Source organism: Longimicrobium sp. (assembly GCF_048594345.1).
GTDB lineage: Bacteria > Gemmatimonadota > Gemmatimonadetes > Longimicrobiales > Longimicrobiaceae > Longimicrobium.
On record NZ_JBMDXM010000047.1, the window covers coordinates 1 to 12862 of the forward strand.

At 70.6% G+C, this 12862-nt stretch carries 9 protein-coding genes; 2 read left to right on the plus strand and 7 right to left on the minus strand.

Going from position 1 to position 12862, the window contains the following annotated elements; genetic code table 11:
• Positions 1 to 436 precede the first annotated feature (436 nt).
• From ACOJUJ_RS05290 to ACOJUJ_RS05310, 5 genes are all read right to left on the minus strand, one after another.
• Positions 437 to 3037 (minus strand): IPT/TIG domain-containing protein, encoded by a 2601-nt coding sequence (locus tag ACOJUJ_RS05290; protein WP_420125806.1) that lies wholly within the window; start codon positions 3035 to 3037, stop codon positions 437 to 439.
• A gap of 655 nt (positions 3038 to 3692) precedes the next feature.
• A complete protein-coding gene (locus ACOJUJ_RS05295; RefSeq protein ID WP_420125807.1) occupies positions 3693 to 4448 on the minus strand; it encodes a GNAT family N-acetyltransferase in 756 nt (251 codons plus the stop codon).
• Between the two features lie 146 nt (positions 4449 to 4594).
• Positions 4595 to 5404 (minus strand): purine-nucleoside phosphorylase, encoded by an 810-nt coding sequence (locus ACOJUJ_RS05300; protein WP_420125808.1) that lies wholly within the window; start codon positions 5402 to 5404, stop codon positions 4595 to 4597.
• A gap of 17 nt (positions 5405 to 5421) precedes the next feature.
• On the minus strand, positions 5422 to 5940 hold the full coding sequence (locus ACOJUJ_RS05305) for a DivIVA domain-containing protein (protein WP_420125809.1): 519 nt from the start codon (positions 5938 to 5940) through the stop codon (positions 5422 to 5424).
• A complete protein-coding gene (locus tag ACOJUJ_RS05310; RefSeq protein ID WP_420125810.1) occupies positions 5937 to 6632 on the minus strand; it encodes a YggS family pyridoxal phosphate-dependent enzyme in 696 nt (231 codons plus the stop codon). The genes ACOJUJ_RS05305 and ACOJUJ_RS05310 overlap by 4 nt, the downstream gene beginning before the upstream one ends.
• 301 nt (positions 6633 to 6933) lie before the next feature.
• Here ACOJUJ_RS05310 and ACOJUJ_RS05315 point away from each other — a divergent pair, with 301 nt between their 5' ends.
• Both ACOJUJ_RS05315 and ACOJUJ_RS05320 read left to right on the plus strand, forming a co-directional pair.
• Positions 6934 to 8439, plus strand: a complete 1506-nt coding sequence (locus ACOJUJ_RS05315) for a PKD domain-containing protein (protein WP_420125811.1) — start codon at positions 6934 to 6936, stop codon at positions 8437 to 8439.
• A gap of 599 nt (positions 8440 to 9038) precedes the next feature.
• Positions 9039 to 11033: an Ig-like domain-containing protein gene (locus ACOJUJ_RS05320; protein ID WP_420125812.1), complete on the plus strand. Its 1995-nt coding sequence runs from the start codon at positions 9039 to 9041 to the stop codon at positions 11031 to 11033.
• A 113-nt stretch (positions 11034 to 11146) separates the two neighbouring features.
• Here ACOJUJ_RS05320 and cdaA read toward each other — a convergent pair whose 3' ends face one another.
• Both cdaA and folP read right to left on the minus strand, forming a co-directional pair.
• Positions 11147 to 11950 carry a diadenylate cyclase CdaA gene (cdaA, locus tag ACOJUJ_RS05325; RefSeq protein WP_420125813.1) on the minus strand — a complete coding sequence of 268 codons (804 nt, stop codon included), beginning with the start codon at positions 11948 to 11950 and terminating at the stop codon, positions 11147 to 11149.
• Positions 11947 to 12744, minus strand: a complete 798-nt coding sequence (folP, locus tag ACOJUJ_RS05330) for a dihydropteroate synthase (protein ID WP_420125814.1) — start codon at positions 12742 to 12744, stop codon at positions 11947 to 11949. Before folP ends, cdaA begins: the two co-directional genes overlap by 4 nt.
• Positions 12745 to 12862 lie beyond the last annotated feature (118 nt).

Consider the following 12862-nt stretch of genomic DNA (forward strand, 5'->3'; position numbering starts at 1 on the left):
GAAAAGCATCACGCGGAGGCGCGGAGGAACGGATGAGGCGCGGAGGCGTTTTGGGCGTTCCCTCCGCGCCTCTTCTGTTTTCTCCGCGCCTCCGCGTGAAAATCGTTCCCCTCACTGCACATCGAAATCCGGGAGATGGTATGACGATGACACCGAATCCGCAAAAACACCGGCACGCAGAGGAAACGGAGGAAGCAGAAAACTGCAGGAAGGAACTCTGCTTCCTCGGTTCCCTCTGCGTGAGAACCTGCGGTTGGGGCATACGGGGTGTATTTGCGGATCAGATATGCGATAAACCGCCCGTAGCACCTCACCAACGTACCGCCAGCCATCCAAACAGAACCGCCGCGCGAAACTCCATTTCGCGCGGCGGCCCCGCATCCCGAGATCCGGCCCCGCATCACCTCCGCGGGACCGCACTCACGCACTCAGGCAATTACTGAATCCGCGCGATGGCTACGCGCAGGTTGCCGTTCAGCGCGCCGCCACCCGTGCCCGTCAGGTTGATCAGCTGCGCCTGCGTGTGCGTGCCGCTCAGCTCCAGGTAGATGACGCCGCCGCCGTACAGCTCGCTCGCAGCGAGCGGGGCAAAGCTCCCCAGCGCCACCTGCGTCGGCTCGATGCGGCGGGCACGGGTGTAGGTGCTGGGGAAGTCGGCCTTGAGGCCCGCGTAGATGTTGGTAAAGTCCCAGGTGGGCATCTGCATCGACGGATCGACCGCGACGCCGGCGTAGTCGTCCATGAACAGCGACAGCGCCCATCCGCCCATCACCTCGGCCAGCGGCACCCCGGTGCGTGCGTTGAAGTTGGCCGTCCCCACCAGGTTGCTCTGCGTAAGCGCCGTCAGGAACGCCGCGTCCGACGCCGCGTACCGGTCGATGGCGTAGCGGTTGAGCGACCACGAGGTGGCGTAGTAGAAGGACCCGTCGTACGGCGTGGGGCCAAAGGGCGAAAGCAGGTTGGGATAGCCCAGGAACGTGTACAGCGCGGAGAAGTGCCGCTGCATGTTCAGCGACGGGCGCCGCGGGTTGCTGGCCGCGCACGCCGAACTGGTGGGCCGCACGTCGCAGTAGATGGAGTTGGGCGCGGCGGCGCTGCCGTACCCCGTGTTCCCCTTCCACGCCACGTTGTAGATGGCGTTGCGGGCCCACAGCTCCTCGGAGTGGCGCGCGGTTCCCTCCTCCAGCCAGCCGGCCTCCCAGTTGCCCGTGCCGTTCACCACGCGCGCCACGTACGAGGCCACGTGCTTGGTCTCGTGGATAAACGTCGCGCGGATGCTGCGGTACCAGCTGTCGGGCGTGAACGTGTTGTACCCGGTGCCCGGGTCCGTGGGCTGGTACGCGTAGAACACCTCGCCAAAGTTGCTGGACAGGTTGCCGGCCGCGTTGGGGTACTGGTCGCAGCTCACCACAAACCCGGCCACCCCGTTGAAGTTGTTGTTGATGACCGGCGTGAACAGCGCCACCACCACGCCGTTGTTGTCGGTGCTGGCGTCGCGGGCCAGCGGGTCACCGAAGTTGTTGCGGATGACCGGCTCCATGTCGGCGTTGAACTCGTCGCCGATCTTCTGGTAGTACGTGGCCATCGCCGCGTTGGCGGAGGCACGCAGCGCCGCCGGCGTGGCGTCGTCCTCGTAGATGGCCAGTTTGCCCGCGTAGTACACCCGCGTGGCGGTGACCTCGTAGTAGCTGTTGCAGAAGCTGTTGCTGTTGATGTTGGCCACGCGGATGGTGCGCGTAAGCGGCGGCTCCACCGGGTCACGCGACACGTTCATCCGCGGGCGCATGCGCGCGTCGTTGCGGAACCGGGCGGCCAGCCGCTCGCCGGCCTGGCGGTTCATCTCCAGCAGCTGCCCGTGCCGGTCGGGCTCGCCCGCCTGCGTCGACAGCCGCGGCCCGGACCGCAGCGCCACCGGAGCCGGCGCCGCCGCCGCGGCGGGATCGCCCGCGATCTGAAAGCCGGTGGTAAAGTCGGGGTCGTCGCTGGTGTTGTAGACGGCCACCAGGTAGCGCGCGTCGCCACCCGTCGCGGGAAGCTCGTTGCACCCCACGTCGGCCGCGTTGGCCACGACGGCCGACTGGCCCACGTTCAGCGTGCGCTGCGCCACCTGCAGCGGCGCCGCCACCGGCACGCCCGTCATGGCCGCCTGCGTCACCTGCACGCCCACGCTGCCCGAGGCCACGCACGGCACCGTGACCTGCAGCTGCGTGGCGCTGGCGCTCGTCACCGTCGCCGTTACGCCGCCCACGCGCACCGTGTTGTTGCCCGGGGTCGCGCTGAAGTTCATCCCCGTCAGGGTGGCCGTGGCGCCCGGAACCAGGGTGGCGGGGGAGATGGAGGTCACCTGCGGCGCCACCGTCGCCATGGCACCCGTGGGCGTCTCGCTGCTCACGTACACGGAAAAGCTGAACGAGGTCGTGCCGCCGGGCACGTTGAACTGCCACTGCTTGGCGCCCGAAACCTCGGCCGAAGCCAGCACGCCGTCGGCGCCCAGCTCGCCCTGGTCGGTGCCGCCGATGCTGCCGCCGTACTGAAAGTAATCCTGATTGGCGGCGGTAAAGAACGCCTGCCCCGTGGCGTTGGCCACGCTCACCGTGCCCCCCACGCCGACCGGGTCCTGGATCAGGAACACACGCAGGCCGTTGGCGTGGCGCGTGGCCCCGTCGGCCGTGGCCATGGCCAGGTTCGTGAGGTTCTGCACCGTCACGTTCAGCGAGAAGATGCCGCCGGCGTACGCCAGGTCCGACGACGTAAGGCGCACGTAGTACCCCTGGTTGCCCACGATGCGCTCGTCCTTCGACGGCCCGCCGGGCGACACCGACGCCTGCGCGCCGGCCTTGGGCACGCCCACGCACTCCATGGTGGCCTGGGCGACGTTCGCCGTGCACCGCAGCAGCGTGGCGCGGTCGGGAATGTCCGGCAGCGTGAGCGGCGTGGTGGGACCCTGGCGGTCGGCGCAGGCGCCCAGGACGGCGGCACCGCAAACCAGGATCGCGGTCCGGGCGCGGCGGCCCGGGCGGGATACGGCGATTCGCATCTTGTCGGTGATCTGCAGGAGGGAAAAACGACGGCACCGCGCGGACGCGGGGACGAACCGGGGTGGGACGGCGCCGGCGTTCACCAGGGTTGGCTGCGGCGCCGGAACAATTTGCTCCAAAACCGCCGTTCAGGCAAGACTGATCCTCAGGCCCGGCGCAGTCCGGCCTCCTGGGGCACGCAACGACTGCGGAACATGGGCGGATCCCGCGAGACAAAAGCTCACGCGGAGGCGCGGAGGCGCGGAGGCGCGGAGGCGCGGAGGACGCGGAGACGCGGAACACGGCAGGGGGAGCGGAACGAGTATCTGTTGTCCGCGTTCCGCGGCTCCGCGTGAGGCTTTTCTGCCGATGTCGATCGCCGGTCCCGGGGGCGGATCTCGTGCGCACGTCGATTCCTCGCACGAATCCGGTGATCTCGCGGTTGCGCGGGCGCAGGCCCGGAACGCGGCGCCACGACGCACTCACGCACTGATGCCATTTCTCGCAGTTCGTTGTGCAATCAGAGGAACGACGGAAGAGCATCACGCGGAGGCGCGGAGGAACGGATGAGGCGCGGAGGCGTTTTGGGCGTTCCTTCCGCGCCTCTTCTGTTTTCTCCGCGCCTCCGCGTGAAAATCGTTCCCCTCACTGCGCATCGAAATCCGGGAGATGGTATCACAAGTCCGATTCCGTCGCGCCGGACGGCGCCCGCAGCCGCACCGCCAGACTGGTGGAGTGCGGGACGAATCCCAGCCGCTCCGCGATGCGCAGCGAGGGCGCGTTGTCGGCCAGGGCGCGGTACTGCGGCACCAGCCCCACCCACAGCGCCGCGCGCAAGGCGCCCTCCACGGCGCGCGTGCCCAGCCCGCACCCGCGATGCGCCGGGTGCGTAACGATGGCAAGGTGCGCGATCCGGCCGCCCCACACCTCGTATCCCGCCACCGCCGCGAGCGCCCCCTCCACGAACGCGCCGATCACCGTGTCGCGTCCCGGGTCGCTGCCGCCGTGCTCCCACTCCGTCGTGCCACACGCGGCCTTCAGCCGCTCCACCGCCGGCCGGTCCGCCTCGTCCAGCGTCCGGACGCGCGCGTCCGCCGGATGGAGCCGGAGCGTCCCCGCATCGGCGTAGAGGACGTGCGCGGGCCCGATCACCACGTCCAGCAGGCCGCCGAAGACGCGGTGCCATCGCCCGTCATGCACCAGACCCGCCCCCGCTGCCTCCGCCGCCGCCCGCCCGTATCGCTCCAGCGCCCACGCGGGAAGCGAGACCACCGGCGCCCCGAACGACTGCGCGTACATCCCCCCGTAATCGTCCAGATCGCCGGTGTGCGCCACGAGCAGCGGCTTCGCGGGGCGCAGCCGCCCGCGCGGCACACCGAGAAACGCGGCCCAGTAGCCGTCCACGTGATCCAGCGTCGTCTGCGAGAGCATCAGCGAACTCCGAAGGTTGGCGGCGGGCGAGCCGTGCGAGCCTGGAGGGGCGCCTGTCCCTGGCGCCGTACCCGCGGATGACGAAACCGCCGCGCGAGGAGATTCGCGCGGCGGCTTGCGTGTTCCGGACTGCGTCAACCGGCGGATCACAGCCGCTCGACCACGCCCTCCACCAGCGCCGTCAGGTGGGGCTCCGCGCGGCCGGCGGTGGCGATGATGTGCTCGATGTTGGCGGGCTCCAGCGCATCGGGAAGGCACTGGTCGGTGATGATGGAAACGCCCATCACCCGCATCCCCCCGTGGATGGCCACGATCACCTCCGGCACCGTCGACATCCCCACCACGTCCGCGCCCATCACCCGCAGCATGCGGTACTCCGCGCGCGTTTCCAGGTTGGGCCCGGGGACGGCAACGTACACCCCGCGCCGCAGCGTGATCTTCCGCTCCAGCGCCACGTCGACGGCCAGCTTCTGCAGCTGCAGGTCGTACGGCTGCGACATGTCGGGAAAGCGCGGGCCCAGCTCGTCCGCGTTGGGCCCGATAAGCGGGTTGTCGCCCAGCAGGTTGATGTGGTCGGCGATCAGCACCAGGTCGCCGGGGCCCCAGAACGGGTGCATCCCCCCGCACGCGTTGGAGACCAGCAGTGTATCCACCCCCAGCGCCCGCATCACCCGCACGGGAAAGGTCACCTGCTGAAGCGTGTAGCCTTCGTACAGGTGAAAGCGGCCCTGCATGGCCACCACCGGCTTGCCGGCCAGCGTGCCCAGCAGCAGCCGCCCCCGGTGCGTTTCCACGGTGGAGAGGGGGAAGCCGGGGATCTCCTCGTACGGGATCTCCGCCTCCACCTGGATGCGCGCGGCCAGCCCGCCCAGCCCCGTCCCCAGGATGATGCCGATGTGCGGCTCCGCCGCCGACCGCTGGCGGATGGCCGCCGCCGCGGCCCCGATCCGTTCCATCAGGCTCGCCTCCGCCATCAGCCCCCCTGCCCTTCCGCCGGGATGGAATCTTCCGTGTCGCCGCCGCCCAGAACGGCGCTGCGGTCCTCCTCCGACTCGATCTCCTGGAGCTGTCGCTCCACCAGTGTGCGAAACAGGCGAAGAAAGCGCACGCGCTGCCCCTGGATGCGGCGCAGCGCCTCGGCCGCGCTGGTGGCCTGCCGGCGCGCCTCGCCCACGATGCGCTCGGCTTCGGCCCGGGCCTCGCGCAGCACCAGGTCGGCTTCGCGGGCGGCCTGCTCGCGCATCTCCTCGCGCAGCTGCTGGGCACTCACCAGCGCCTCGTTCATGGCCCGCTCGCGCTCGCGGTAGTTGCCGATGGACTCCGTCATCGACTCCAGCCGCGCGGCGCCCATCACGTTCTCGCGCACCAGTTCTTCCATGCGCGCGCTTACGGTGTCCAGAAAGTCGTCCACCGCGGCGGGGTCGTAGCCGCGCACGGCGCGCCGAAAGTCGCCCTTCTTCTTCTTTACGTCCAGCGGCGTAAGGTCGATCATGGTCCGCGTTCTCCAAACAGGGTGGAGCCCACCCGGACGAGGGTGCTTCCCTCCTCCACCGCGGCCTCGAAGTCGTTGCTCATTCCCATGGAAAGGTGCCGCCCGGTGAACGCCGGCACCTGCCGCGCCGCGTCGTCGCGCAGCGCGCGTGCGCCCGCGAAGGTGCGGCGGATGACGGCCTGGTCGTCGGTGTAGGGCGCCATCGTCATCAGCCCCTCCAGCCGCAGCCCCGGCAGCCCCGCCATCCGCCCGATGGCGTCGACCGCCTCGTCCGGCGCCAGGCCGAACTTGCTCGCCTCGCCGGAGGTGTTCACCTGCACCAGCGCGCGGACCGCGACGCCCGCCTTGACGGCCTCCGCGGAGAGCGCTTCGGCCAGGCGCACGGAATCCAGCGAGTGCACCAGGTGGGCGATGGCGACGGCGCGCGCGGCCTTGTTGCGCTGCAGGTGGCCGATCAGGTGCCAGCGCACGGCGTCGCGGCCGATCTCCGCCACCTTTTCGTCCATCTCCTGTACGCGGTTCTCGCCCACGTCGGCCACGCCGGCGCCGAGCGCGGCGCGGACGACGTCGGCCGGATGCGTCTTGGTCACGGCCACCAGCGTGACCTCGTCCGTGCGTCCGGCCCGTGCCCGCGCGCTCTCGATCCGCTCGCGTACCTCCGCCACCCGCGCCCGCAGCTCATCCACGTTCATAGCGCAGGAACGTACGCCGGGCCGCAGGCACGAGCAAGCCGCACGCGCGCGTGCGAGGGGACGGTGGAACGCCGCGGTGACCGTGCCCTCACGCCCGCGGCCGTGGCAGGATCCTCTTCGCACCGTCGCCGGTCGGCGCAGATGCCCGCCCCGGGAGGGGGCGGGCCTTCGCGTATGGGTCAATCGACCCTTAGAGAAAATCGTGGCGCATTTTAACGTGCGGCGCCGCGCCACCCGCGGCACCGTCCTCCCGCCGCACCAGGCAGGCGGACTTCCCCTTCTTACGCACACAGGTCATCCAATGACTTTTCCGGCATCGCGGGCCCTGGCCGCCGCCGCGCTCGCACTGGCCCTGGGCGCCTGCTCCGACGCGTCGACCGCACCCACCGCCGCGCGTATCGCCGGCGCGGACGCGCCTGGGCGCAGCGAATCGACGAACCCCGCGCTCATCCCCAACGCCGTCCGCTACCGCGACGCCGGCGGCAAGCCCGCGCACGGGCGCGCGGGGTCCGCCACGCTGGACGCCCTGGCGCTGCTGGGCCGCGACGGCACCACCGCGCTGGAACTGCGCGCCGGGCAGGTGGACGGCGCCGCGGGCGCCTTTGTCACGCACGCGCAGGTAAAGCGCATCGGACTCGAGGGCACCACCGGCTTCGCCACCAACCATCACGCCGGGCTGGACGCGCCGATCCCGCTCCCCGGCCTGGGACGCGGAAGCCCGCTGCGGGTGCAGGCCCACGTGCGCGGCGCCGACCCGCACCGGACGGGGGTGGTGACGGTCACCGAAACGGTCAAGCTGCGCCCCGACCTGTCCGTCACCCTCTCCGCGCCTCAGGGCGTGCACCCCGGCACCCCGGTGAACATCACCGCCGTCGTGGCGGAGGAGAACGGCGACGTGGGCGCCAGCGCCGACTGCGAGCTGCGCGTGGACGGCGTGCGGGTGGACCAGTCGCCGGACGTGTGGGTGGATGCGGGCGACGCGGTAAGCTGCACCTTCACCCACACCTTTCCCGCCGCCGGCACCTACACGGTGGAGGTGCGCGCCGCCGCCACGCGACCCGCGGACTGGGATGATGCGAACAACGCCGCCACCGCCAGCGTGGCGGTGACCGAGCGCACGCCGGCAATCGAATCGAACGCGTACGTGGAGCAGACGGTGGGCTTCGAGCGGCAGGCGTCCGTCAACCGCTGGGCCGACGCCACGGGGCACGGCGAAGACACGTACGAGAGCCGGCGCGACCGGGCGCTGCAGATCGGGACGATGAGCGGGTACATGCCCACCCGCATCTCCGGCCCGGTGCGGATCGACGTGTCACAGTCGTCCGGCGGCGCCACCCTGCACGCCGCGCGGTGGACGGCCGGGACCGGCGCGGACTGGTGCACGTCGGTCAAGGAAGGAGGCGTCTCGTTCTACGGGTGCTCGAAATCCTACTACGGCGGCCTGTGGGAGGAGACGGCTTTCACGTACGAGCGCTACGCCGGCACCGTGACGTACCACAGCTATGCGCACACGCGCATGTGGATGGACGGCGCGGAGCAGGAGTACGGCTACACGTTCAACCAGTCGTTCGTCTACGGGTCGGGAACGCTGTCGCCGCTGGGGAGCGAGTACCGCTTCGACGTGCGCATTACCGCCGTGGACGGCACGGAGTACGTGGCCCGCTCCATCGTCCCGCTCACCACGCGTGTGGACGAAGGTGGCTTTCCCCAGGCGTGCTCGCGGGAGGAGCTGGGCGGCGGCGGATTCCGGGAATACTGCAACCTCTCCGAACATCGCTACGTGGTGACGTCCGGCTTCGGCCAGTGACGTCCGCCTGATCCCTCGAATCCCGAAAGACCGAAGAGCTCACGCGGAGACGCGGAGGGCGCGGAGGCGCGGAGAATCTCTCCGTGTCTTCCGCGCCCTCCGTGTGTGGCAGGCAGCCGCGTACACCGGGTGTTCAGCCGGATTCGGCGTGACGATGACGCGAGGCAGCGGGGGCGAAGAACGAGGACGCGGATGAGTTCTCCATCCGCGTCCTCCGTGTCTCGACAATGCTGTTTCATTCGTTGACCCCGCAGGCCTCCGGCCCTCGCCCTCGCCCTCGCCCTCGCCCTCGCCCACGCCCACGCCCACGCCCACGCCCACCCCATGCCCACGCCGACGCCGACGCCGACGCCGACGCCGCGCAGCCATCGCCCACTTGACGCCTTTTCGGTAAGTACTTTCGAGACACGCGTGCGCCAGATGGGGCCGGTGCGCCTCACCTCCGCCTCCCTGGTCCTGGGCGGATTCCCTTGTCCTTCAATGAGTTATGAAGAAGGCCACGGGGGAACACACGGTGCGAAAGGATGTGGAGAGCCGGATCATCGGGAACAGCGCACCGGCGGCCCCCCCGCGGTGCGGATCTTCATGAAGGAGATGGAATGCAGACCGGAACTTCACACCGTACCGCCGCCCGCGCGGCACACCCCCTCACCCGCCTGCGCGCGGCCGCGGGCGCACTGGCGCTCAGCCTGGCGGCCGCGTGCGTGGACGACGTCGCGACGGGGCCGCAGCTCGCGCCGCCGCCAGATGCGTCCGGCCCGGCGGCCGCGCTGGTCTGCCACGCCGACGTACGCGCGGGAACGCTGGAGTGCGCCCCGCCCGCCGGCGCGGGTGGCGCGTCGGCCGTCATCCTGGCCGGCCAGGGGATCGACGTCCGCCTGCGCAGCAGCAACCTGTCCTACGACGGCGTGGACACGTTCCGGGTGGACGTGACGGTGGAGAACCTCACGAGGCAGGCACTGGGCACCCACGACGCGCATTCCCCCTATTACCAGGGCATCCGCGTCTTTTTCGCCAACGGACCCACCTCGGCCACGGGAGCCGTCGAGGTGGCCAACGCAACGGGCGAGGCGTTCTTCACCGCGGCCGGACAGAAGTACTTCCAGTACCCGGGGCTGCTTGCGCCCGGCGACACCACCACGCCGATGCAGTGGCGCTTCAGCGTGCCTCCCACCGTATCATCGTTCCAGTTCGGCGTGTACGTGTCCGCGCTGGTTCCGCACGAATCCGGGTGGCTGCGCATGGAACCGTTCTTTCCCAGCCTTGCGGTGGGCGAGTCGATGCCGCTTCACGCACACCCCCACGACGTGACCGGACGGCCGATCCCCGCTGGAACCACCACGTGGAGCAGCGCGGACAGCACGGTGGCGCGGGTCGCGGCGGACGGCACCGTGACCGGCGTGGCCCCGGGAGAGACGTTCGTCTTCGCCACGAACGGCGCGCGAACGGGGCTGGTGCAGGTGCGCGTGTCTTCCACCGCCGGCGACGTGTTACCGCCCACCGCGCATGAACTCACCATCTCACCGGTCCACGTGGCGGCGGACGGGCTGGATTCCCTCACCCTGTCCGTGCGCCTGACGGACAAGGGATCGGGAACGCGCTACATCTACCTGCACGCCGCCAGTCCCTCGGGCATCCACTTCGCCAACTGCTACAGCGTGGAACCCACCACCGGAACCCGCGCCGACGGCACCTTTACCTGCCGCGCGGCCATTCCGCCCCACGCGGAGGGCGGCGTGTGGCACGTAACCCAGCTCTCGGTGGTCGACCGGGTGCAGAACTCCCGCACGCTGTGGGGGATGGGAACGCTCGCAACGATCTGGGGTGGCGTCTCCAGGGCAGTGTACGTCCGCAGCCCCACACCGGACGTGCTGCCGCCCACGTTCACCAGCGTGGCGTTCACGCCGGACAGCATCGAAGCCAATGGCCTGGATTCGGTGACGGTAAGCATGGAGATGCAGGACGCCGGCTCGGGGGTCACGTACGCCCTGGCCGCGTTCCGCGCCCCGGCGGGCGCGCTGGCAAGCTGCGACTCCGGCACGCCGTTCACCGGCACCCCGGCGGCGGGTGTCTTTCGCTGCCGGCTGGCCGTGCCCGCCGGCACCGAGCCCGGCACCTGGACCCTGGAGTCCGTGGAAACGTACGACGCCACCGGCAACTTTCGCCGCCTGTATACCGCGGAGCTTGCCGCGGCGGGCTATGCTACGACGCTGCGCGTGTCCGGTCCTCCCGCCGACACCACGCGGCCCGCGCTCACCGGCTTCACCTTTTCTCCCCGCACGGTGGCGGCCAACGGGCTTGACTCCGTGACGGTCGTCGTGGAGATCACCGACCACGGCTCAGGCGCCGAGCGGGTGCAGACCGACTTCGTCAGCCCCTCGGGGCAGCGGGTCACCTGCTACCGGTACGGTCCGTCGCCGCAACCGGGGACAACCGTGATCCCCTGCCGCTTCGCGGTCGGTCCGGGCCGCGAAACCGGCGAATGGCGCATCGACTTCGTGTGGATCGACGACGCGAATGACAACAACCGCGCCTACTTCACGGAAGAACTGGAGGCGCTGGGCTTTCCCGTCACGCTGACCGTTACGCCCTGATCGGCCCCCGCACAGCCAGTGGAGGCACGACGAAAGGGCCCGGATGATCCCCGTCATTCGCGCCCTTTCGTTGTTTCTCCACGTCCTCCGCGTGATGCTTTCCGGTCCCGGCGTCAACTCCCCGGCGCGCCGCGGCCGTCGGAGGTGGCGACGGGGGGCGGACCCTCGATCAGCATCTCCTTCAGCTGGTCGGGGGTCAGGTTGCGGAACAGGCGGCCGCCGTGGGCCAGGGTGATGAAGCCCGTCTCCTCGGAGACGACCACGACCAGCGCGTCCGTCTCTTCCGAAAGGCCCAGCGCCGCGCGGTGGCGGGTGCCCAGCGAGCGGTCGGTGACGGGCTGCTGCGTCAGGGGCAGGATGACGCCCGCCGCCACGATGTCGTCGCCGCGGATCACGGCGGCGCCGTCGTGCAGCAGGGAGTAGGGGGTAAAGATGTTCATCAGCAGCGCGTCGCTCACGCGGGCCTGCAGCTGCGTGCCGCTCTCCAGGTACTCGCCCAGCCCCAGCTTGCGCTCGATGGCGATGATCGCGCCGACCTTGCCGCGCGACATCTCCTCCACCGCCTGCACCACCTCTTCCGCCACCGCCGTCTGCTCCAGGCGTGAGAAGAAGCGCAGCAGCCGGTTCTGCCCCAGCTGCGCCAGCGCGCTGCGCAGCTCCGGCTGAAAGACGACCAGCGCCGCGATCACGCCAAACTGAAAGACGGTCTCCAGCAGGTACTCCACCAGCGACAGGTCCAGCACCCGCGCCCCGGCGTAGATCGCCACGACCACGAACAGGCCCAGGAGCATCTGGATCGCCCGCGTCCCCGCCAGCACCAGCAGGACCCGGTAGATGACGGCGGCGACGATCAGGATCTCCAGCAGGTCCTTCCAGTCCGGCGCCAGGAACCCGAAGCGCTCCACCAGCCCGTTCACCGCGACCTCGCCGGGTTCCGCAGGATCGTCCAGGCCACGTCCAGCGCCTGCCGCGCGGCGCGCACGTCGTGCACGCGGAACAGGCGGGCGCCGCGGGCCAGCCCGGCCACGCACGCGCCGGTCGTCCCCGCGTCGCGCGCCTCCGCCGGCACGCCGCCCAGCAGCGACCCGATGAACGACTTGCGCGACACGCCCAGCAGCAGCGGCCGCCCCAGCCGCGCCTGGATGCGATCGAGCGACGCGATCAGCGCCAGGTTCTGCTCCGCCGTCTTGGCGAAGCCGATCCCGGGGTCCAGCACCACCCGCTCGCGCGCGATCCCCGCCGCGTCCGCGCGGGCCAGGGATCCCGCCAGCTCCGCCGCCACGTCGTCCACCACGTCCCCGTAGTCCGTCAGCCCCTGCATGGTCTCCGGCGTGCCGCGCATGTGCATCAGCACCAGCCCCGCGCCGGAGGGGGCCACGACGGACGCCATCCCGGGATCCGCCAGCCCGGAAACGTCGTTGACCACGTCCGCCCCCGCCGCCAGCGCTTCGCGCGCCACCGCCGCCTTGCGCGTATCCACCGAGACGGGAAGGTCCAGCGCGGCGCGGAGGGCCCGCACCACGGGCACCACCCGCGCCGCCTCCTCGTCCGCCGTGACCGCGGGCGCCCCGGGGCGCGTGGACTCGCCGCCCACGTCCACCAGGTCCGCCCCCTCCTCCGCCATCCGCCGCGCCCGCGCGATCGCGTCCGCGGGGTCGAAGAAGCGCCCCCCGTCGCTGAAGCTGTCCGGCGTGACGTTCAGGATCCCCATCACGACCGGGCGGTCCAGCGGCAGCGCGCCACGGCGAAGTGCCCAGTGCCCAGCACCATGTGCCCCATCGGATTGCGACGCACCTTCCGTCACATCCCTCTGGGCACTGGGACCTTGA

Excerpts from the sequence above, each read along its gene's own strand:
- ACOJUJ_RS05290 (WP_420125806.1), bottom strand. The coding sequence starts at position 3,037 with ATGCGAATCGCCGTATCCCGCCCGGGCCGCCGCGCCCGGACCGCGATC.
- ACOJUJ_RS05295 (WP_420125807.1), bottom strand. The coding sequence starts at position 4,448 with ATGCTCTCGCAGACGACGCTGGATCACGTGGACGGCTACTGGGCCGCG.
- ACOJUJ_RS05300 (WP_420125808.1), bottom strand. The coding sequence starts at position 5,404 with ATGGAACGGATCGGGGCCGCGGCGGCGGCCATCCGCCAGCGGTCGGCG.
- ACOJUJ_RS05305 (WP_420125809.1), bottom strand. The coding sequence starts at position 5,940 with ATGATCGACCTTACGCCGCTGGACGTAAAGAAGAAGAAGGGCGACTTT.
- ACOJUJ_RS05310 (WP_420125810.1), bottom strand. The coding sequence starts at position 6,632 with ATGAACGTGGATGAGCTGCGGGCGCGGGTGGCGGAGGTACGCGAGCGG.
- ACOJUJ_RS05315 (WP_420125811.1), top strand. The coding sequence starts at position 6,934 with ATGACTTTTCCGGCATCGCGGGCCCTGGCCGCCGCCGCGCTCGCACTG.
- ACOJUJ_RS05320 (WP_420125812.1), top strand. The coding sequence starts at position 9,039 with ATGCAGACCGGAACTTCACACCGTACCGCCGCCCGCGCGGCACACCCC.
- folP (WP_420125814.1), bottom strand. The coding sequence starts at position 12,744 with ATGGGGATCCTGAACGTCACGCCGGACAGCTTCAGCGACGGGGGGCGC.